17 protein-coding genes and 1 other RNA gene are annotated in these 20,115 nt (G+C 59.3%); 9 read left to right on the top strand and 9 right to left on the bottom strand.

Annotation, left to right across the window (positions count from 1 at the left end; translation table 11 throughout):
- Positions 1-25: 25 nt before the first annotated feature.
- The 3 genes from ssrS to AO388_RS12135 all read right to left on the bottom strand — a co-directional run bounded on the left by ssrS (position 26) and on the right by AO388_RS12135 (position 770).
- A non-coding RNA gene (gene ssrS / locus AO388_RS26785) (6S RNA) lies at positions 26-204 on the bottom strand.
- Between the two features lie 30 nt (positions 205-234).
- Positions 235-564: a cell division protein ZapA gene (locus AO388_RS12130; RefSeq protein ID WP_003317331.1), complete on the bottom strand. Its 330-nt coding sequence runs from the start codon at positions 562-564 to the stop codon at positions 235-237.
- Positions 561-770 (bottom strand): TIGR02449 family protein, encoded by a 210-nt coding sequence (locus AO388_RS12135; RefSeq protein ID WP_002551573.1) that lies wholly within the window; start codon positions 768-770, stop codon positions 561-563. Before AO388_RS12135 ends, AO388_RS12130 begins: the two co-directional genes overlap by 4 nt.
- 150 nt (positions 771-920) lie before the next feature.
- On the opposite strand from AO388_RS12135, the gene AO388_RS12140 reads away from it, so the two are divergent.
- From AO388_RS12140 to AO388_RS12155, 4 genes are all read left to right on the top strand, one after another.
- Positions 921-1,475, top strand: a complete 555-nt coding sequence (locus AO388_RS12140) for a YecA/YgfB family protein (protein ID WP_003432285.1) — start codon at positions 921-923, stop codon at positions 1,473-1,475.
- Between the two features lie 74 nt (positions 1,476-1,549).
- Positions 1,550-2,884, top strand: a complete 1,335-nt coding sequence (gene pepP / locus AO388_RS12145; RefSeq protein ID WP_003432287.1) for a Xaa-Pro aminopeptidase — start codon at positions 1,550-1,552, stop codon at positions 2,882-2,884.
- Positions 2,881-4,068, top strand: a complete 1,188-nt coding sequence (ubiH, locus tag AO388_RS12150) for a 2-octaprenyl-6-methoxyphenyl hydroxylase (protein ID WP_003365867.1) — start codon at positions 2,881-2,883, stop codon at positions 4,066-4,068. Before pepP ends, ubiH begins: the two co-directional genes overlap by 4 nt.
- A 51-nt stretch (positions 4,069-4,119) precedes the next feature.
- Positions 4,120-5,349 carry a 2-octaprenyl-3-methyl-6-methoxy-1,4-benzoquinol hydroxylase gene (locus tag AO388_RS12155; protein ID WP_003432291.1) on the top strand — a complete coding sequence of 410 codons (1,230 nt, stop codon included), beginning with the start codon at positions 4,120-4,122 and terminating at the stop codon, positions 5,347-5,349.
- A 203-nt stretch (positions 5,350-5,552) separates the two neighbouring features.
- Here AO388_RS12155 and AO388_RS12160 read toward each other — a convergent pair whose 3' ends face one another.
- On the bottom strand, positions 5,553-6,545 hold the full coding sequence (locus tag AO388_RS12160) for an AraC family transcriptional regulator (protein WP_003432292.1): 993 nt from the start codon (positions 6,543-6,545) through the stop codon (positions 5,553-5,555).
- A 637-nt stretch (positions 6,546-7,182) separates the two neighbouring features.
- Between AO388_RS12160 and AO388_RS12165 the strand changes: the two genes are divergently transcribed.
- The 4 genes from AO388_RS12165 to AO388_RS12180 all read left to right on the top strand — a co-directional run bounded on the left by AO388_RS12165 (position 7,183) and on the right by AO388_RS12180 (position 11,281).
- Complete coding sequence (locus AO388_RS12165; RefSeq protein ID WP_003365873.1) at positions 7,183-8,466, top strand: MFS transporter; 1,284 nt, start codon at positions 7,183-7,185, stop codon at positions 8,464-8,466.
- 213 nt (positions 8,467-8,679) lie between these two features.
- Positions 8,680-9,261 (top strand): alpha/beta hydrolase, encoded by a 582-nt coding sequence (locus tag AO388_RS12170; RefSeq protein WP_003365875.1) that lies wholly within the window; start codon positions 8,680-8,682, stop codon positions 9,259-9,261.
- A gap of 83 nt (positions 9,262-9,344) precedes the next feature.
- Positions 9,345-10,295 carry a sigma 54-interacting transcriptional regulator gene (locus tag AO388_RS12175; RefSeq protein WP_058416520.1) on the top strand — a complete coding sequence of 317 codons (951 nt, stop codon included), beginning with the start codon at positions 9,345-9,347 and terminating at the stop codon, positions 10,293-10,295.
- Between the two features lie 203 nt (positions 10,296-10,498).
- Positions 10,499-11,281: a MetQ/NlpA family ABC transporter substrate-binding protein gene (locus AO388_RS12180; protein WP_058416521.1), complete on the top strand. Its 783-nt coding sequence runs from the start codon at positions 10,499-10,501 to the stop codon at positions 11,279-11,281.
- A gap of 161 nt (positions 11,282-11,442) precedes the next feature.
- On the opposite strand, the gene AO388_RS12185 is transcribed toward AO388_RS12180, so the two are convergent.
- Positions 11,443-12,705: a lipase family protein gene (locus tag AO388_RS12185; RefSeq protein ID WP_058416522.1), complete on the bottom strand. Its 1,263-nt coding sequence runs from the start codon at positions 12,703-12,705 to the stop codon at positions 11,443-11,445.
- Positions 12,706-12,821: 116 nt separating this feature from the next.
- Between AO388_RS12185 and AO388_RS12190 the strand changes: the two genes are divergently transcribed.
- Positions 12,822-14,048, top strand: coding sequence for an MFS transporter (locus tag AO388_RS12190; RefSeq protein WP_058416523.1), 1,227 nt, complete (start codon positions 12,822-12,824; stop codon positions 14,046-14,048).
- A 120-nt stretch (positions 14,049-14,168) separates the two neighbouring features.
- Here the strand turns inward: AO388_RS12190 and AO388_RS12195 are convergent, their stop codons facing one another.
- The 4 genes from AO388_RS12195 to AO388_RS12210 form a co-directional block, all read right to left on the bottom strand.
- On the bottom strand, positions 14,169-14,786 hold the full coding sequence (locus tag AO388_RS12195) for a GAD-like domain-containing protein (protein ID WP_024661533.1): 618 nt from the start codon (positions 14,784-14,786) through the stop codon (positions 14,169-14,171).
- A gap of 54 nt (positions 14,787-14,840) precedes the next feature.
- Positions 14,841-15,458, bottom strand: a complete 618-nt coding sequence (locus AO388_RS12200; protein WP_057425626.1) for a GAD-like domain-containing protein — start codon at positions 15,456-15,458, stop codon at positions 14,841-14,843.
- 10 nt (positions 15,459-15,468) lie between these two features.
- Positions 15,469-16,839 carry a DUF6861 domain-containing protein gene (locus AO388_RS12205; protein WP_044308756.1) on the bottom strand — a complete coding sequence of 457 codons (1,371 nt, stop codon included), beginning with the start codon at positions 16,837-16,839 and terminating at the stop codon, positions 15,469-15,471.
- Positions 16,840-16,998: 159 nt separating this feature from the next.
- On the bottom strand, positions 16,999-20,097 hold the full coding sequence (locus AO388_RS12210) for an autotransporter domain-containing protein (RefSeq protein WP_058416524.1): 3,099 nt from the start codon (positions 20,095-20,097) through the stop codon (positions 16,999-17,001).
- Positions 20,098-20,115 lie beyond the last annotated feature (18 nt).

Raw genomic sequence — 20,115 nt, forward strand, 5'->3', positions numbered from 1 at the left:
ACGGGGCTGGCAACTGACCGAATATGGACTCCCCGACGAACCGCTGTCGGTTTAGCCCTTGAACCCGAAAGTTCAAGGTGGAGATTGCAGGAGGTTTTAAGGCTTTCCGTCGAGCGGACATGCACACCAACCCCAACGTGCAACCCCCGTGGTTGTGCGTATCGGCTCAGGGACATGACCGACTGGCAAGCACTCCAGGGAGCAGCGCGAGTATACAGAAATGCCCCGCAATAATCAGCCCCGAGTTGAATCCGGTGTGCCGGGCGTGTCTGTCGCCAGCACCAGATCGACCTTGTCGAGGAGATCGCGGACCTGTTCGCGGGTGGAACCGCTGGTCTGTACGTCAGGCAGATGTTCCTTGTGCAGCAGATCGTGAGTGATGTTGAGAGCGGCCATCACGGCGATGCGATCGGCGCCGATGACTTTACCGCTGCTGCGGATTTCACGCATCTTGCCATCCAGGTAGCGGGCGGCGCTGACCAGGTTGGTGCGCTCTTCCTGAGGGCAGATGATCGAATATTCCTTGTCCAGGATCTGAACGGTAACGCTGTTGCCATTGCTCATGAGTCTTGCTCCAGGGCTTTAAGGCGCGAAATCATTGACTCGACCTTCTGCCGGGCGATTTCGTTTTTTTCAATCAGTTGGGCACGTTCCTCGCGCCAGGTCTTTTCCTGAGCTAATAAGAGTGCGTTTTGGCCTTTAAGTTGCTCGGCATACTTCAGGAGCAGCTCCACACGTTTCATCAGCGCTTGCAGGTCGGTGTCTTCCATTGTTTTCCACTGAATACTTTCTGATGAATGGCAGGGGGCGCGATGCTTGTGCTCAAGCTCGAACCACCGTCCGGGTGATCTTGTCGCGCGGATAGTCTAGGATACAAGGCCTTCATTCTAGACATTGCGCCGTTTGGCGACTAGCTACCCATGCCCATTCAGAATTCTCCGTACAAAGCGTTCGCCACTCTGCTCAACAGTGGCGGTCACCAGGTATCTCCTGCCGAGCTGCATGGCCTGTTGCTGGGGCGCAGTTGCGCAGCTGCCGGTTTCGACAACGAAGGCTGGTTCGCCGACGCGTCGCAACTGCTGGAAACCGAGCCGCAAGACAATATCCGTCAGGCGCTCATCGGTCTGCAAGAGATGGTCAAGGGCGAGCTCACCGGCGACGACATGACCGTTGTGCTGTTGCTGCCGGGCGACGACGAACCACTGACCGAGCGCGCTGCCGCGCTGGGCCAATGGTGTCAGGGATTTTTGACAGGCTTCGGTCTGAACATCGGTGACAAGCCGCTGGGTACAGAGGCCAAGGCCGTTCTTGAGGATCTGGCGGCGATTGCGCAGGTTCAGGACGCGCTGGAAGAGTCCGAAGACGGCGAAACCGACTACATGGAAGTCATGGAGTACATGCGCGTAGCGCCGCTGCTGCTGTTCACTGAATTCAACGAGCCGTCCGCGCCGCAACCCAAGCCTTCACTGCACTGATAGCCGATCACTGCGACACCGGCCTGCGCGTGCCATAGCGCGAGCCGGTGGACTCCATCAGGACGCTGCTGCCCATGATTCAGATCCCTAAGTCCGAATACGCCCGCCGCCGCAAGGCTCTGATGGCTCAGATGGAGCCGGACAGCATTGCCATCCTGCCGGCCGCTGCGGTTGCCATTCGCAATCGTGACGTCGAGCACGTCTACCGGCAGGACAGTGACTTTCAGTACCTGAGCGGCTTTCCCGAGCCGGAAGCGGTGGTGGTGCTGATCCCCGGTCGTGAATACGGCGAGTACGTCTTGTTCTGCCGCGAGCGCAATCCCGAGCGCGAGCTGTGGGAAGGCCTGCGCGCAGGCCAGGAAGGCGCGATCCGTGAGTACGGTGCAGACGATGCGTTTCCCATCAATGACATCGATGAAATCCTGCCCGGCCTGATCGAAGGCCGGGACCGGGTGTATTCGGCGATGGGCAGCAATCCCGAATTCGACCGGCACCTGATGGACTGGATCAACGTGATTCGCTCCAAAGCGCACCTCGGTGCCGAGCCGCCCAAGGAGTTCGTGGCGCTGGACCATCTGCTGCACGACATGCGCCTGTACAAGTCCGCTGCGGAAATCAAAGTCATGCGTTGCGCGGCAGATATTTCGGCGCGGGCTCACGTGCGTGCGATGCAGGCCTGCCGCGCCGGGCTGCACGAGTTCAGCCTGGAAGCCGAACTGGACTACGAGTTTCGCAAGGGCGGTTCGAAGATGCCTGCCTACGGCTCGATCGTTGCCTCGGGGCGCAACGGTTGCATCCTGCATTATCAGCAGAACGACGCGGTGCTCAGGGACGGTGATCTGGTGTTGATCGACGCCGGCTGCGAAATCGACTGCTATGCCAGCGACATCACCCGTACCTTTCCGGTGAACGGCAGGTTTTCCCCCGAGCAGAAAGCCATTTACGAGCTGGTGCTCAAGGCCCAGCATGCGGCCTTCGAGGCCATTGGCCCCGACAAGCACTGGAACCAGGCACACGAGGCGACGGTCAAGGTCATTACCGCCGGGCTGGTCGAACTGGGCCTGCTGCGCGGCGACGTTGGCGAGCTGATTGAAAGCGAGGCCTACAAGATGTTTTACATGCACCGTGCCGGGCACTGGCTGGGCATGGATGTGCACGACGTAGGCGAATACAAGGTCGGCGGCGAGTGGCGCGTACTGGAGGTCGGCATGACGCTGACCGTTGAACCCGGGATTTACATATCCCCCGACAACCTGGAAGTCGCGAAGAAATGGCGAGGTATTGGTGTGCGAATCGAGGATGACGTGGTTGTGACCAGGCAGGGGTGTGAAATTCTGTCCGGCGGCGTGCCCAAGACCGTCGCCGAGATTGAGGCGCTGATGGCGGCTGCACAGGAACAGGTCGCATGAGCCGCTTCAATATCGCCATCGTCGGCGGCGGGCTGGTCGGTGCAAGCCTTGCGTTGTCGCTGCAGGCCGGTGCCAAGGCGCGCGGCTGGAAAATCGTGCTCATCGAACCCTTCGCGCCGGGTGAGGCTTGGCAGCCCAGTTACGATGCGCGTTCTTCGGCACTGTCGTTCGGCTCGCGACGCATCTATGAACGGCTTGGCCTCTGGCAGCAGATTTCCCGACGCGCCGAGCCGATCCTGCAAATCCAGGTGTCGGACCGTGGTCGCTTCGGCGCCACTCGCCTGTCTGCGATTGAAGAGGGCGTTCCGGCGCTCGGCTACGTAGTCGAAAACGCTTGGCTCGGTCAGGCTCTGTGGGCCGGGCTGGATCGTGATGTGGTCAGTTGGCGTGTGCCGGCCGAGGTCAAACACATGCAGCCATTGGCCGACGGTTATCGCCTGAGCCTGAGTGACGACAGCGAGCTGGACTGTGACCTGGCGGTGCTGGCCGACGGCGGCCGCTCCAGTCTGCGCGAGCAGTTGGGTATCGGGGTGCGGCAACGGCCCTACGATCAGCATGCGCTGATTGCCAATATCACGCCGAGCGAAGCTCACTGCGGGCAGGCGTTCGAACGTTTCACCGAGGACGGGCCGATGGCGCTGCTGCCATTGCCGGAAAACCGCTGTGCGCTGGTCTGGACGCGTCCGGGCAACGATACCCAGCGCCTGGCCGAGCTGGACGACCGCAGTTTTCTGGAAGAGCTGCAGGGCGTGTTTGGCTATCGCCTGGGCACGCTGCGTCAGGTCGGTGCACGGCATGTCTACCCCCTGGCGCTGATTGAGGCCGAAGAGCAGGTGCGTTCGCATCTGGTGATTCTGGGTAATGCGGCGCACAGCCTGCATCCGGTCGCCGGGCAGGGGTTCAATCTGTCCTTGCGTGACGCCGATGCACTGGCCGGGACGCTGCTGGACAGCGCCGCGCCGCCCGGTGAGTTGTCGACTCTGCAGCTCTACCGTGAGCGTCAGCGTCAGGATCAGCAATTGACCGTGGGCTTCTCCGACAAGGTGACACGCCTGTTCGGCAGCTCCCGGTCGGCGGTTGCCACCGGGCGTAACGTAGGGTTGCTCGGCCTCGACCTGCTGCCCGCCGCCAAGCGCTGGTTTGCCCGCCAGGCCATGGGGTTGGGGACTCGATCCGATGTGTGAATCACACACTTTAAACACAGGGCTTCGGCCGCAAGCGAGAACGGTTTGACCATGGAAACGCGCGCAGATGTGCTGATTGTCGGAGCCGGAATGGTCGGCAGTGCCCTTGCCTTGGCATTGCAGGGCAGCGGCCTTGATGTGCTGGTGGTCGACGGTGGGCCGCTGAGCGTCGAGCCATTTGATCAACAGTCGGGCTTCGAGCCGCGGGTCAGCGCCCTGTCGGCGGCCAGCCAGCGAATCCTTCAGCGTCTGGGTGTGTGGGAAGGCATCGCAGCCCGGCGCATCAGCCCGTATGCGCATATGCACGTCTGGGACGGCAGCGGCACCGGGCAGATTCACTTCTCGGCCTCCAGCGTGCATGCCGACGTGCTGGGTCACATCATCGAAAATCGTGTGGTGCAGGACGCGCTGCTCGACCGCCTGCATGCCAGCGACATCGGTCTGCTGGCCAATGCGCGGCTTGAACAGATGCGTCACTCCGGCGATGACTGGCTGCTGACCTTGGCCGATGGTCGTCAGCTGCGCGCACCGCTGGTGGTGGCCGCCGACGGTGCGAATTCCGCTGTGCGCCGCCTGACCGAAACGCCGACGCGTGAATGGGATTACCTGCATCACGCCATCGTCACCAGTGTGCGTACCGCCGATCCCCACAGAAAAACCGCCTGGCAGCGTTTCACCGATGACGGGCCGCTGGCCTTTCTGCCGCTGGAACGCGAGGGCGAGCATTGGTGCTCCATCGTCTGGTCAGTCACACCTGCCGAAGCCGAGCGCCTGATGGTGCTGGAGGATGACCTGTTCTGCCGCGAGCTGGAGCAGGCATTCGAAGGGCGACTGGGCCAGGTGCTGTCTGCCGATAGCCGCCTGTGCGTGCCGCTGCGTCAGCGTCACGCCAAGCGTTACGTTGCCAGCGGATTGGCGTTGATTGGCGATGCGGCACACACCATTCACCCGCTGGCCGGGCAGGGCGTGAACCTCGGTTTCCTCGACGCCGCAGTGCTGGCGGAAGTACTGACCCATGCTGCAAAGCGTGGCGAGCGTTGGTCTGACCTGCGTGTGCTGGGCCGTTACGAGCGCCGCCGCATGCCGCACAACCTCGCGCTGATGGCCGCGATGGAAGGCTTCGAACGCCTGTTCCAGGCCGACCCGCTGCCCTTGCGCTGGTTGCGCAATACCGGCCTGAAAATGGTCAACCGCATGCCCGAAGCCAAATCGCTGTTCGTGCGCGAGGCGCTGGGGTTGTCGGGAGACCTGCCCGAGCTGGCGCGGATCGAAGCACACTAGAAGCCAATACATACCTGCGCGGAGCATGGGTACGATGGTGTTCTTCCGGGCACGTTACGCTCGCGATCCCCCAGACACCTATCGTTCCTCACGCTCCAGCGTGGGAATGCCTTTCGTGACGCTCTGCGTCATGGATGTGCGCTGCGCCGCTTGATCAAGAGTGGACGCGCAGCCTGGGCACGATGGTGTGTCCCTGACAATGCTCAACGCACCACGCCGCTGCGGTACTGTTCTGGTGTCAGCCCGGTCCAGCGTTTGAAGGCGCGGCTCAGGCAGTCGGTGTCGGAAAAGCCCAGCAGGTAGGCGATTTCGCTCAGCGAGCTTTGCTGATCGTTCATGTGCAGCAGCGCCAGGTTCTGGCGGCATTGATTGAGCAGCAGGTCATAGCAGCAGCCCTCGTCGGCCAGATGGCGCTGCAGGCTGCGCGTGCTCAGGTGCAGGGCTTCGGCGATGCTTTGGGCGGTGGGCTCGCCGTCCGGCAGCAGGGTTTCGATGGCCGAGCGTACGCGCTGTTCCCAGATCAGTGACGGTAACGGATCTCCTTGGGATTCCTGGCCGTTCAGCTGTACCGGCCCGTCATCCAGATGGCTGTCGAATTGATCACCGCCAAACTCCAGCAGGTTCTCCTGCGCCGCAAACGTGACCGGTGAACGAAACAGGTCGTGCCAGGGCTGCGGATCCTCGGGTGCCGGACGTTGCAGGTGCACGGCGAGCGGCGCATAGCCCCGGCCTAGCCGATTGCGGCAGGTGCGTACGTAAATGGCGGCAAATGCATCCAGCAGCTCATGAACCGGTGACTGACAGGATGGCGGCGTACCGAAGCGGAATTCATAACGCTCGCCGACTGTTCTGAAATCCAGCTCCAGAGAGTCCTCGGCCATCGAGCGGTAACGTACGATGCGCTCGAAAACCTCGCGCAACGAGCCGCTGGCGACAAGCGTGTAGCCCAGCGCATGAAACGCCGTCGGGCTGACAAAGCGTGAAACACGCAAACCCAGGGCAGGGTCAAGGCTGGCTTGCACTGCGCGTTGCCAGAGCGCGGCGGTGACATCCGGCGAGAATTGCGCATCGGGTTCACTCAGCCTGGCGAGGTCAATACCCGCGCTTCGGCACAACGCATCGCTGTCCATACCCAAGGCAATGAGCTGCTTGCGCAGAGCGGGGGTCCAGCTGGCGAGACTGCTTGGCTCAGGCATGCGGACGCCTCTTCCTGGCATAAGGTGACTTCGGCAGCAGGCCGGTGCCGACAAGGCACCACCGGGCAACTCCATTGCCTGACGCCGTCACCAAGAATGAGAGCATTTGTGACAGTTGTGCAAGTGCCAGGACGCGTTTCTTGCCGTCACACAGAAAATAGTTCGCGCTCTAATCGCTGAGCAGTGCCCCATAGGCCCAAACGAGCTATCAGCAGTCGCCAATTGCGCAGTCGTCGTATAACGCGAAAACGCTCCCTCCCTTCTCAACACGTCGCCAGCCCATGCTGATGAAGGTCAGAGCGTTTCTGTCATTTGACACTGGAATGGCAAATGACTATAAGTTCTCCATGTTGTACGACAACATAAGACTCGAATAAAATTACAACCACAAAAATAATTCAAAGAGTAACAACCTCATGATCAGTCTGAATTCTCAGGCCATAAAGGCATGCTCCTCGTGCGAAAAATCCGTTTTTACGCATGATCGTCGGCAGAAAGCGCCTAAAAGTCTTCTGAAGAAACCGTAACCTGAAGTTACATAAAACCAGCCGCCTCACGGCCTTGGCCGCGGGACGCTCATCGCCAATCTAAAAATAAACAGGGTGAAGAGATGAAGATAAAAGGCATTCGGTGGTGGATGGTGGGGCTGGTCACGGCCGGCCTGGTCGTCAACTACCTGGCACGCAATACGCTGTCTGTCGCAGCACCGACGCTCATGAGCGAGCTGAGCATCTCCACCGAGCAGTACGCGCACATCGTGGTCGCCTGGCAATTGTGCTATGCCATCATGCAGCCCGTTGCGGGCTACATCATCGACGCGATCGGCACCAAGATGGGCTTTGCGATTTTCGCCATCGCCTGGTCTGCCGCCTGCGCTGCCGCCGCATTCGCAACCGGCTGGCAGAGTCTGGCGATCTTCCGCGGCATGCTCGGCCTGACCGAAGCCGCGGGGCTGCCGGCAGGCGTCAAGGCGACCACCGAATGGTTTCCGGCCAAAGAGCGCTCGGTCGCCATCGGCTGGTTCAACATTGGCTCGTCGTTCGGCGCATTGCTTGCACCCCCGCTGGTGGTCTGGGCCATTCTGCAGAGTGGCTGGGAGCTGGCGTTCCTGATTGTTGGCGGTCTGGGCATTGTGTGGAGCGGCCTGTGGCTGCTGTTGTACAAGCATCCGCGCGATCAGAAGCGTCTGGGCGATGCCGAACGCGACTACATCCTCAGCGGCCAGGAAGCGCGTCTGAAGGATGCACCTGCCCGGAAAGGCAGTTGGAAGCGACTGTTCAAAAACCGTAATTTCTACGCGATTGCTTCGGCGCGAATCCTCTCTGAGCCTGCCTGGCAGACCTTCAATGCGTGGATCCCGCTGTACCTGATGACCGAGCGCCACATGAACATCAAGGAAGTCGCGATGTTCGCCTGGCTGCCGTTTCTGGCGGCTGACATTGGCTGCGTACTGGGCGGCTACCTCAGCCCGCTGTTCCACAAGTACTGCAAGGTGTCGCTGTTCACCTCGCGCAAGATGGTCATGCTGTTCGGCTGCTCCTGCATGATCGGGCCGGCGTGCATCGGGCTGGTCGAAAGCCCCTACACCGCCATCGCCTTGCTGTGCATCGGCGGTTTTGCCCACCAGACCCTGTCGGGCGCGCTGTATTCGATCACCTCGGATTCATTCGGCAAGAACGAGGTGGCCACAGCGACCGGGATGGGCGGAATGTTCGGCTTTTTCGGGGCGGCGGCGTTCACCATGGTGTTCGGCGTGCTGGTCACCAAAATCGGCTACAGCCCGCTGTTCGTGGTGCTGGCAATCTTCGACATCGTCGCTGCGATCGTGGTGTGGAACGTTGCCCGTGAAGTCCCGCAGTACGACGAGCCGGTACCGCTGCCTGCGGGCGAGCAGGGCCCGCGTACTGTGCCTGCAACCTGAGGCCGTCGTAATCCTGTAACGAAGTACGGATAGTCTTTGCCCTGAAAGTGATTTTTATTAGAGGCCGTTCCTCGAAGGCAGGGAGTGGCCTCTTTTTTTGTCTATTGGCTTATATTCGTTTTGGGAATTAACAAATAGCTTCTTATTCCTTAGCGAATATAACTTCCATCCCTATACTCGTCTCATGAACGCATACATGCAGGAGGCGAATCCATGCATAACGAGTCGATCCGGTATCTGATCGTGCCAGGCTGGCAGGGGTCTCCTGATGATCATTGGCAGACCCACTGGCAGAACAGCCTGCCCAACAGCACACGCGTGGAACAGGCCGACTGGCTCAAGCCTCGTCGTGAAGACTGGGTCGGCGAGTTGCAGCGCACGATTGCCGCGCACGACACCCCCGTGATCCTGATCGCTCATAGCCTGGGTTGCGTCACCGTCGCGCATTGGGCTCAACTCGCGCCGCTGGAAACCTTGCGTCAGGTGCAGGGCGCGCTACTGGTGGCACCGGCGGACGTCGAGCGTCCGAATTGCCCGCCTGCGTTGCGTAATTTCGCGCCGATCCCTGCTGATCTGTTGCCGTTTCCGACGCAGATTGTCAGCTCTGACAACGACCCTGCGGTCAGCTCCCAGCGCGCCATGGAAATGGCCCGTCACTGGGGCGCGGAAGTCGGGTTTCTGAGTCAGGCCGGGCATATCAACGTCAAGTCCGGTCATCAGCGCTGGGAGCAGGGGTTCGCCTACCTGTACCGGCTGCAAAACCGCCTGGAGCAACACGCGCGTCGTCGCGCATGACCGGGCAGCCTGTTTATCGGACTCACCGGGTCCCGTCTTTTTAAACGCTTGAGCCATCGCAAGGGCTCAGGCGGGAGTGTGTCATGAGCCTTCACGAAAACTTCGGCCAGCCGCTGCTGACCTTTCCCGATGCGGAAAAAAGCCCACTGAGCATTCGCGCCAAGGCGCTGGTGTTCATCGACCCACGCTCGCGCCGATTGCGTGAAGAAATGGAGCAACTGGCTCCCCGTTCTCTACCGGTACTGATCCGTGGCGAGTCCGGGACCGGCAAGGAGTTGCTGGCCCGGCATATTCATCGCGGCAGTGATCGCTCGGGCTTGTTCGTTTCAGTGAACTGCGGTGCGATCAGCCCGACCTATGCCGACGCCGAATTGTTCGGCTACGCCGCCGGAGCGCACAGCGGTTCGGTCAGCAGCCGCGCAGGCTGGTTTGGCTCGGCCAACGGAGGCACTTTGTATCTGGATGAAATCGGCGACCTGCCGTTGCCGATTCAGGTCAAGCTGCTCGCGGCGCTTGAGAATCACGAAGTCACGCGAGTGGGCGCGCAGCAGCCGAGCCCGGTCGATGTGCGTCTGGTCGCAGCCACCAGTATCGATCTGGCGCAGGCCGTGGCTGCCGGCAAATTCCACGAGCGGCTTTATCACTACCTCAGCGAGGGCCGCCTCGATCTGCCGGCGTTGCGCGAGCAGCCGGGCAACATCCTGCCGCTGGCCGAATATTTTGTCGGGATCTACAGCCAGCGTCTGAATCTGCCGGTGCAATTGATCAGCGAGGATGCGCAGCGCACGCTGGAGGCTCACAGCTGGCCCGGTAATACCCGTGAACTGGAGAACGTCATTCACTTTGCCTTGCTGGTCAGCAGCGGTGATGAAATTCGGGCTGAAGATATCAATCTGCCGGACATCGCCGATCCGTTCACGCTGATCGAGCGCCAGACGCAGCTATTGCTCGATGGTGGTGATCGCAGGCAGCTGTCCGCGCTCAGGCAACTGCTTGAAACAGTCACCTCAGAGCTGGCGCGGCGTCCTGCTTGAGCGCGCCCCAGCACGGTCCTGATGAGGTAGAGTAGATGCTGATGCAAAAAAGCATAAGCACTCGATTAAAAAGTATTTTATCGGAATATAAAACACCGGTAATGTCAGCGTGATGTCGCAGGGTTCGGATAGCTGTGACAAACCATTGAATAATAAGGTGTCATTTCTGGATGACGCTCTCGGATTTTCGTTAAGGACATTGCATGAAAAAGACGTTTTTGCTGACCGCTCTGGCGGCTGTGTTCTCCATTGGCCTGGCTCACGCAGGTGAAAAGCTGGTCGTCGGCGCGACGCCAGTACCGCACGCGGAAATCCTTGAGCTGATCAAGCCGACCCTGGCCAAAGAAGGCGTGGACCTGGAAATCAAGGTCTTCACTGACTACGTGCAGCCAAACGTTCAATTGAGCGAAAAGCGCCTGGATGCCAACTATTTTCAAACCAAGCCTTATCTGGATGGCTTCAATAAGGGCAAAGGCACCAATCTGGTGACTGGCGTGGGCGTACACGTCGAACCGTTCGGCGGCTACTCCAGCAAGTACAAGACGCTGGCTGATTTGCCTGAAGGCGCAACCATCGCCATTCCAAACGAAGGCAGCAACGCAGGCCGCGCACTGCTGCTGTTGCAAAAAGGTGGCCTCATCACCCTGAAGGATCCGACCAACGCCCTGTCCACGCCGAAAGACATCGCAACCAACCCGAAGAAATTCAAATTTCGCGAACTCGAATCGGCTGTACTGCCACGTGCGTTGAAGCAGGTTGACCTTGCCTTGATCAACACCAACTACGCGCTGGAAGCCAAGCTCAATCCGAAGAAAGACGCGCTGATCATCGAAGGTGCCGATTCGCCGTACGTGAACTTCCTCGTCACCCGCGAAGACAACGCTCACACCGACGCCATCGAAAAGCTGTCGAAAGCGTTGACCAGCCAGGAAGTCAAAGACTTCATCAACAAGAAGTACGACGGCGCGGTACTGCCTGCGTTCTGACCCTCTGAGTGTCGTGCGTAATCTAACTATCGTGCGACGCTCCGCGTCGCATGCCGTTCTGGACGCTCTGCGTCCTCTTTCGAGCATGTGGCGCGGCACAGATCTGTGACGCGGAGCGTCACGCAAGGCATTCCTGCGCTGGAGCGTGAGGAACGATCATCTCACTGTCGTGCGACGCTCTGCGTCGCCCCACAATTCCCCGCCATAAACTCCCCCGAAAACGCTTTCTCGACAAAGCGCGTCGAGTCCGGCAGAGAGCCATTCACCGCTCCCGAGTGATCCAGCTGCGGGTAGTAATGCCACTCGATGCGGTCGCCGACCTTGCACGCGTCTTTCACCAGCGCGATCTGGCTGCGAACAGGTGAAATGACATCCTTGCCTCCCGTACCGATAAAAACCGGAATGTCCGACTTTAACGTCGGGTAGTCCGATTGGCGATTGACCTGATCAAGTGCCTTATCGGGTGAGCGTTTGAAACTGTTGTTGAATGTCAGTCCATCCGCGACCACCTTGCGCTCGATGGCTTGCAGGCATTCACGCTGACTGGTTTCGAACGCGGGCTTTGCGCGGTCGCTCAGGTAATCGGCAGGATGCAGCGACGGGTCGATCAGCGCGGCAGTACTCAGTCGCAACAGGTTATAGGCCAGCGATGGCGTGACCTGATCGCGGAAGGTGTCTGGTCCGGCATGTTTCTCACGCGATTGAGCCATCGGATACGGCGTCCCTGTCGCAACCACACCGACAATGTTCAATTCGGGCGCATAAGTCTTCTGGTAGACGGCTGTTGCGAAAGCGGCACGGCCACCTTGCGACTGCCCGAACACAACCACCTGCGAAGACAGATTGAAGTCCGCCTTCTGAACCGCACGAATGCTGTCGAGCACACCATACGCCAGCGGACTGCTCAGCCCGAACGGGTGCAGCCCCGGCGTGCCCAAACCCTGGTAATCAGTAGCCACAATCGCGTAGCCCCGCCCGAGCCATTCATTCAGATAGCGCGTGTCGCGATCACTGCGCCCGGCAAAGGAAGGCGCACAGATGTCCGCGCTGCCAACCGTGCCATGCGCCCACGCCATCAGCGGCCATCCGCCCTTTGGCGGCTCACCCTTGGGCATGAACAAGGCTCCTGACACTGCGACTGGCTGGTTGTTGAGCCCGTCTGTCGAGGTGTACAGGATGCGGACATTCTGTCCGGCACTCTCAAGGCTCTGCGTGGCCGTCAGCGGCTCCGAGCGCAGCAGTTGGCCCGGTGTCGACGGCACTTTATCCGGCCATGTGTAAAATGCGGGAACACCGCCTTCGCCCGGGTCTGACTGGGCAACGGCGACAGTTTTCATGGAAGTGCCTGGCACTGCGCTGCAAGCTGCGAGCAGGACCATCAACAGGGTGGCCAGAACGGCCGAATACCTTGGCGATGAGTTCATCAGTATTTCTCCACAAGCTGACAGGAGAGAGCGCATCAGCATCGATGTATCAAGCCGATTATGACCTGAGGGATGATAACTGACGCACGCGCTGCGTGTACTGAACGGAGTTCTTCATGCGCAAGGATTACCTCGCTTTCTTCATCTCGCTTTTCCTGTCCAGGCTGGCGGATCAGATCCTGTTGTTCATAGTGCCGCTGGTGGTGTTCCAGACCACCAACAGCGCTTCATGGGCGGGGCTGGCGTTTTTCGTCGAATCGTTACCGAGGTTTCTCGCGTTTCCGTTATGCGGCGCGCTGTGCGACAAGTATTCGCCTATCAGAATTCTGCATATCAGCCAGGTCTACCGGGCATTGCTCTGCGTGCTGGCGATGGTGCTCTACGCACTCTTTGGTGGCATTGGGTGGCTCGTAGTGCTCTCGGCATTGTGCGGGGTGCTGACCACGCAAGGCATCATGGCGCGCGAAGTGCTCATGCCGCATATCTTTCAGCACTACAGCTACACCAAAACGTTGTCCTATTCCCAGATCTCCGACCAGTCAGGGCTGGTCCTCGGGCCGCTGGTGGCGGCACTGATGCTGGAGGTGTGGGCCTGGCACTGGGTTGTGCTCTGGATCGCCGGACTATTCCTGCTGGCAGACCTCTGCATGTTGGCTTGGCAACGTCTTGGCCGTTTTAAGCTGGAAGTGTTCGAGCAGCATCAAGACATCTGGCTGCAGCCACTGCGGATTGCGTTAGGGCATATCCGTGGCCTGGCCGAATTGAAAAAGATCATCACGCTGGCAGTAGGGGTCAACCTGATCGTCGGCGTCACGCTGGCGACCTCGGCAGCCATGGTCATCGGCGAGTACAGCGCAGGCAAGGATAACTATGCAGTGCTGCAGGCGGCGGGGGCAGTGACCACTATCGTGATCCTGTTCTTCCTGGCCCGTGTGGTGCTGCCTTTGCGGGTGCTGGGCGGTGTCGGGTATTTAATGATCGCGATCGGGGCATTTATCAGCGCCCTGAGCCCGAACCTGATTGGCTATGCGCTGGGGTTTCTGTTGATCGTCGGCTTCGACAAGATGTTCAACGTCTACATGCGCACCCTCCGGCAGCGGGTGATACCGCCTCAGGACTTCGGCAAGACGGTGGGCGTGATCACGTTGCTCAACAACCTGTCGCAGCCTCTGGCGGGTTTGCTGGTGGCACTGCTCGCAGCGCCTTTGGGCATTCGCCAGGTCATCCTGAGTTTGGCCATGCTGACGAGCGTTATCGGGACGGGGGCCCTGTGGTGGTTTGCAAAGGCACGCAGCCCATTCCCGACCTCGATTGCTGAGGCTGATCGGGAGGTCGGGAAATGAAAATGGAGCTGAGTCCGTTTCGCTGAATCTGGATAGAGTCAGGGCTTTTGAGGAAAGGCATTGTGCTTGTCCACGATGCAATGCTAAGAGCGCGGTGAAGAATTGATTTCATTGCTGTATTCAAAGATCGGGAAATCCCCAATCCTGAAGTGGGGAGAGCTGAGACAGAAAAGTTAGATGCTCGATGGTTTTTACTTTTTGTAGATTTTTAAGTTCCATCGGACCGCCGAGTGCCAGGGCTGGGACGAAGCCGTACATTTCGTCACTTTTGAGTGGCCCGAGTTTTTCGAGAGCCGGTTTGAATAGATCATCTAAGTCGCTTTCATTAGGTTTTTTTGACGAGAAAAAAACTTTTATTCCGAAATCGAGTTTTTCGCCTGTAAATTTAGAGGTACGAGGAGTGTATCTGGCTACATAGCTGTTAATAGTCAAGCAGCTACCTTTCCTTTCACCCCATACGTAAAGCTTTCCGAAAGCGCTGCGTGCGATAACATGGTAATTATCCAATCCATGGATATCTGTGTCAGTAAGCCAGTGTTCAAGTATTTCTTCATAATCTTGAGGGTTCACGGTCCAGAAAATCCCATCTGCATATCCGCACCAGCCATGATCTATCCAATACGTCAGTAGTTGGTCAGGTAGTTTGTTTTTATATCTGATGATGCTTGACTTCAGAACTTCATCTCGCTCAATCGCAGGGCCAAATTTTTCTAGAAAGAAAGCAAAGTCTTCGTCCATCATGCAGTCCGAACTGACAGCGTCATGAAGAAGGGTAATCTCTGGTTTCCGGATTTAGACATCTGGAAACCCCCAGTCCTGAAGTGGCGAGAGCTGAGACAGGAATGTTAAGTGCTCGATAGTTTTCACTTTTTTCAAGTTTTTCAGTTCCATCGGTCCTCCCAGGGCAAGAGCAGGAACGAAGCCGTACATTTCATCCGCTTTAAGTAAGCCGAGAGTTTCAAGAGCGGGGAGGAATAGTTCTTCAAAACCATTGGTCTTCGGGCTTTTTGTAGAGAAAAATGCTCTTATTCCCAAATCGAGTGCGTCGCCTTTAAACTTGGATTCCCGTTCTACATAACGTGCCATAGAGCTGGTTATAGTTAAGCTGAATCCGTTTTTCTCACCCCATACGTAAAGTTTTCCAAACGCACTTCGAGCTATAACGTGGTAATTGTCTTGGCTGCAGAATTTGGTGTCTGAAAGCCATTGGTCAAGTATTTCTTCATAATCTTGAGGGTTTACCGTCCAGAAAAGTCCCTCCGCATACCCGCTCCAGCCGTGATCAGCCCAGTAATCAAGTAGCTGATCAGGGAGTCTGTGTTTATACTTGGCAATGCTTGATGCGGGTACTTCACGGCGTTCCATCGCCGGGCCGAACTTTTTGAGAAAAAAAGCATAGTGCTCGTCCATAATTTTCCCTCTATTCACATTTTTTAAGTTTGGCATTCATATTGGTAGACCTACGCAACGCCTCTGGCACCTCCTGTGCGGCACTATCCAAGCCTGTAATACGGCTTGGCCATTGTGCACCCAAGCTAGAGTTGATCCTCCGATCACCAAAACCACCAATTATGTCTTTCCCTCCAGCAAATAAATCAGGATTATGCAGTGCGGCCAGAGTTGCCATTTTTTCTGAGGCCATTTTTTTGGCTGTTGCTTCTGCCCACTCGGGCATAGCTCCGCCCGAGATTAGTTCGTCTTGCATTTTTTCCTCTAGTTCATTGCGAAATTCCTCGCGCGCCTTTGCAGCCAACTGAGGGTCTCGCACAACGTCCCCATCCGTAAAAGCTTTCCGCCCTTTCAGATAATCATTCACCGTCAAGTCATTCAACCCATTTTGCTGAGCTTCTAGCTGGTCATCAAACTCTTTAGCAAGGTTGCGGTGCTTTTCACTTAATCTAAAACATGGCACCTCATGCTCCGCCATGCCCGACGCTCTTTTCGGTTCGGGCTCGTCCGCACGTCGATTGGGCGGCGGAGGCGGAGGCGGCGGTTCCTGTTTGTCCAGTGCACTTTTACGAGGGCCGGCATGTTGCAGGTCGGGGTGTCTTGTCAGGGCGTCTTCGTGCTGGAGCATCCATTGGCCGAGCTTCGCACCTTTTTTGCTGGCTTGCATTTCATTGGCAAGTACGCTTGCGCTGCCTCGGCCGCGCGTCAGGTAGGCGACGATGGCGCCCAGTAGCAGTACCACTACTTCTTCGTGGCCTTGGGCGATGTGGTGTGCTGCGCGGTCTACAACCTGCGGATCGTCGCCGCCGAAGGGGTTGAGGCCTGGCTCGCCACGGGTGCCTTCCCAGGCGACAGTGATGCCACGCACGTAATAGTCGACAATCCGCGGAAGGCCGTCGACGAAGAATTCGGCAATGGACGCCAGGCCGAGAATGCCCAGGATCCAAGTGCTGAGCTCCAGGCCTATTGCGGCACCCGCCATGCCCATGGGCACCGCGCCTGCACCAAAGAAAAAGCTGCCGACTCCCGCACCTATCGCGCCCCCTGCGAGCGTGCTGCCCGCGACGATCATGGCCATTTGGGTGACCACGTCTATCAGGTCGTTGATGATGCTGGCGATGTCGATATCCAGGAAACGCCGCCCAAGCCGGCGGGCCGCTTCCAGTTCGGCGCGGTTGAACGCGCTTCTGATATTACCGACGCGTCGGAGGTTGAGCTGTAATGTTGAAACCGGCTCATTGTTGAGTCTGCGCTGGAAGCTGGCTCCAGGCTGGTAGCCCATGCTTCGGCTGATGCGTCGTTCTATATCGAGCCACGACGGCACAATGCCCGATAGCTGCATTGGGTGTCTCCCTGACTGCCCCGGTTGGTAGCTGCACCATAGGGAAGGCCGATAATGAAGTCAAAGTAGCCCGGGATTTTCTGATGGGTCCTACATGCCGAGTCTAGAAATCCTGCAGGCTACTCTCCGCCCCTACAGAGAGCAGCCGCCGCTTCAGCCTTAAAACGCCAACGTCACCCGAGCATTCAGCGACTGATCCGAAGCATCGTTACTCACCTGACCGTCGTAACTCAGGCCCACGCTCAGCGTATCGCTCAACCCCAGGTCGACGCCTGCGCCGAGCACGGCGGCGCTGCGGGCGATCGGTGCGCCGGAGAGTTCGAAGGTGCTGCCGCCGCTGAAGGCTGAGCGGCTTTCCGGGGTGACGTCACCGTAGGCGCGACGCCAGCCCAGTGTGGCGTTGGGTTTGATCACGACGCTGCCAGCGTTCAGGCGGGTCGCTGCACGCAGGCCCAGGGTACTGAAGGTGATGTGGTTGTCCTGGGATTTGTTCTGCAGGCTGATGGCGTTGCTGTTCTCGTCGAAGGCGTCGGTGTCGAGGCGCACATGGGCGAGGTTGGCGAAGGGTTCAAGCAGCGCATTGCCCATTTCGATGGAGTAGCCCAGCTCGCCGAAGACCTGATTGGTCGCTGCCTTGTAGTCTTCCTTGAAGTGCTCGGACGAGCCCGGCAGGTCCAGCGTACGCTTGGCGGTCAGCTCATGCCAGGTGCGTACCGCGCCGAGGCGCAGGCCCAGTTGGCCCCATTTCGCGCCGCCGTAGACACCCAGATGATAGTTGTCGCTGTCGGTCGAGCCAGACGCGTGGCGCAGGTCGAAGCTGCTGTTGCTGAAGCCTGCCAATGCACCCACACGCCAGGTGTCGTCGAACGGTACGTCGGCGCCGAACAACAGGCCGCTGGTGCGGGTTTCCAGGCCCGAGGCGTCGCGGCTGCTGTCGGTCTGGCCGGTCGCGCCGATGGCTTGGGTCCACACCACACCACGCGAGGCATCACCGGCGAGGGTTTGTGTGGTGCTGCCGAATGCCTGTGTGGATTGCGCTTGTTGCATGCGATCGTTCATGGCATTGCGCACCAGCCGGCTGTCTTCGATCAGTGCAGATTGGGTCGATGCATGCAGCTCGTTGGATAGCGCGCTGAACGTGGCCTGCGCCGTCGAGGCGTCGTCCTGCACCACCTGACGCCACAGCGCGTTGCCTGCGCCCGCGCTGTCCAGACCCTGCGCGACCGCCTTGGCGTTGCGCGTGGTCGCCAGGCTGGCGAAGGATTGTGCGTTGCGATCCAGCGTCAGCCCTACGTCGGTCGCGGTGTAGTTCAGCGTCGGGGTAAGGAACGCGAAGTTGGTTTGCACGGCGGCAAATGCACCGCTCACGCCACCGGCTGCGGAAATGATCGAGTAACGGCTGGCGGCCAGCCAGTTACCGCCTTCGACCAGCGACAGCGTGCTGTTATTGATCGTCGCGCGGCCGCTGGCGACGATGCGGTCGGCATTGCCATTAGCGTCCGATTCCACTTGATAAACCGAACCCTGAGCCAGGTTGACGTCACCATTGACGTTCAGCTGCCCGACCGAATTACCCGGTGCGACTACGCCGCCCTGAGCGACGTTGATGCCGCCGACGGTGCCGTTGCCACCCAGCGTCGCGCCTTGCTGCACGCTGACGATGGAGTTGCCGAGGTTGCCATTCACTGCCAGGCGACCGGCCTGCACGGTGGTCGCGCCGGACAGGCTGCTGTTGCCGGTCAGGTTCAGTGAACCGACGCCGCGTTTGATCAACGCGCCGTTGCCGGTCAGGGTGTTGGCGAGGGTGTCGTTGGTGGACTGATCGACCACCAGCGTTGCGTTGTCGGTGATCGTGCCGCTGCCGAAGGCCTGGGCATGACCGGTCAGGGTGCCGCCGTTGATCAGCGTGCCGCCCGAGTAGGTGTTGTTGCCGGTCAGGATCAGGTTGCCCGTGCCGTTCTTGATCAGCGCACCGCTGCCGCTGATGTCGTTGCGCCAGGCGTCGATGGCGTTATAGCCGCCCAGGCTGGCGTTCATGTTGACGGTGACGTTGGAATTGAACGCGCCGTAACCATCGCCTGCGGCATACAGGTTCAAGCGACCGTAGCCACCTGACTGATCGATCACTGCGTAGCCCGACGACAGCTCAGTGGTCGCCAGAATCTCGCGGCGCTGGCTGGCGTCCAGGTACGGGAAACGTGTTTCCAGCAGCACTTCAGCGTTGGTCGGCACGACCGGCGCGAGATTGGTCGGGCCGACCGGGTCGAAGCCGTAGGTCATGCGGGTGGTATACAGCGCCTTGTCCTGCGCATGCTGGGAAGTGCGATCGGTGGCCGGGTCGATGGCCGTCATGCAATTGTTGACGTCGCCGCCGCACTGAGCGGTGAAGTAGGCCAGCGCCTGCGCGCGAGCATCGGCGCGCAATTGCGTGTTGGCGGAATTGGACAGGTTGTCGATGGCGAAATAGGTCGCGGTGATTCGCCCGCCCATCACGTCGAAGGGCGAGTGCATGCCCGCTTCGATGCGGTTGTCGCCGATTTCCGAAGCACGCAGCATCAACTCGCTGAACCGCTCGGGGATCGCGTAGGCCAATGCGTAGGCTGACAGGTAGGCAGCGTTGGTGTGCCCGCTGGGGAAGCCCGAGTCACTGGCCGGCGTGGTGCTTTCGGCCGGGCGCAGGGACGGCGCGACGACGAATGCCAGGCTCTGTCCGTCGAGGCTCTGTCGCCATGGCCGTGGATACAGATAGTGGGACTTGGCCGGGGTCGTGGAGGCATCGTTACGCACGGCACCGACCAGATCGACCACCTTGCCCAGCGCCGAGGACGAACTGCCTGCGCCATTGCCCTTGTCGTCGTACCTGACGGTTTTATTGCTGTCGTCGAATTGCGTGATCGTCGTGAACGCGCCCGCGCCGGCTTTGTAAGCATCGCTCAGCGAGCCCAGGCCGCTGATGGCGCTGTAGCTCTGGTCGCGGCGGTCATCGAAGTAGGCGGCGGTTTCCTGCGCGAGCGTGCGCGAGTTGGCGCGGTCGACCACGATCTGCAGGTTGCGTCGCAGCAGGCTCTGACCGAGGGCAGTCGGCGTGCCGGTGTCCCAGGTCGCACCGGTCGTCCACAGGGTGTTGAACCCGGAGAGCAGGTCGACACCGTTTATACGATTGTCATTGGCACGGCTCGCTGCCTGAACCGAGACGGCAAGCAGCGAAAGTATCAATGACGACACCATTACATGGGCAACCGGTTTATTGGATCGCATAGCGGGCGCTTCACTCGA

This window comes from Pseudomonas sp. ICMP 10191, assembly GCF_001467335.1.
GTDB lineage: Bacteria > Pseudomonadota > Gammaproteobacteria > Pseudomonadales > Pseudomonadaceae > Aquipseudomonas > Aquipseudomonas cerasi.

Bases quoted from the DNA above. Each gene is read 5' to 3' on its own strand.
- AO388_RS12175 (WP_058416520.1), top strand. From the start codon at position 9,345: ATGAGCCTTCACGAAAACTTCGGCCAGCCGCTGCTGACCTTTCCCGAT.
- AO388_RS12195 (WP_024661533.1), bottom strand. From the start codon at position 14,786: ATGGACGAAGACTTTGCTTTCTTTCTAGAAAAATTTGGCCCTGCGATT.
- AO388_RS12165 (WP_003365873.1), top strand. From the start codon at position 7,183: ATGGTGGGGCTGGTCACGGCCGGCCTGGTCGTCAACTACCTGGCACGC.
- AO388_RS12160 (WP_003432292.1), bottom strand. From the start codon at position 6,545: ATGCCTGAGCCAAGCAGTCTCGCCAGCTGGACCCCCGCTCTGCGCAAG.
- AO388_RS12155 (WP_003432291.1), top strand. From the start codon at position 4,120: ATGGAAACGCGCGCAGATGTGCTGATTGTCGGAGCCGGAATGGTCGGC.
- AO388_RS12180 (WP_058416521.1), top strand. From the start codon at position 10,499: ATGAAAAAGACGTTTTTGCTGACCGCTCTGGCGGCTGTGTTCTCCATT.
- AO388_RS12130 (WP_003317331.1), bottom strand. From the start codon at position 564: ATGAGCAATGGCAACAGCGTTACCGTTCAGATCCTGGACAAGGAATAT.
- pepP (WP_003432287.1), top strand. From the start codon at position 1,550: ATGATTCAGATCCCTAAGTCCGAATACGCCCGCCGCCGCAAGGCTCTG.
- AO388_RS12200 (WP_057425626.1), bottom strand. From the start codon at position 15,458: ATGGACGAGCACTATGCTTTTTTTCTCAAAAAGTTCGGCCCGGCGATG.
- AO388_RS12170 (WP_003365875.1), top strand. From the start codon at position 8,680: ATGCATAACGAGTCGATCCGGTATCTGATCGTGCCAGGCTGGCAGGGG.
- AO388_RS12140 (WP_003432285.1), top strand. From the start codon at position 921: ATGCCCATTCAGAATTCTCCGTACAAAGCGTTCGCCACTCTGCTCAAC.
- AO388_RS12135 (WP_002551573.1), bottom strand. From the start codon at position 770: ATGGAAGACACCGACCTGCAAGCGCTGATGAAACGTGTGGAGCTGCTC.
- ubiH (WP_003365867.1), top strand. From the start codon at position 2,881: ATGAGCCGCTTCAATATCGCCATCGTCGGCGGCGGGCTGGTCGGTGCA.
- AO388_RS12185 (WP_058416522.1), bottom strand. From the start codon at position 12,705: ATGAACTCATCGCCAAGGTATTCGGCCGTTCTGGCCACCCTGTTGATG.
- AO388_RS12190 (WP_058416523.1), top strand. From the start codon at position 12,822: ATGCGCAAGGATTACCTCGCTTTCTTCATCTCGCTTTTCCTGTCCAGG.
- AO388_RS12210 (WP_058416524.1), bottom strand. From the start codon at position 20,097: ATGCGATCCAATAAACCGGTTGCCCATGTAATGGTGTCGTCATTGATA.
- AO388_RS12205 (WP_044308756.1), bottom strand. From the start codon at position 16,839: ATGCAGCTATCGGGCATTGTGCCGTCGTGGCTCGATATAGAACGACGC.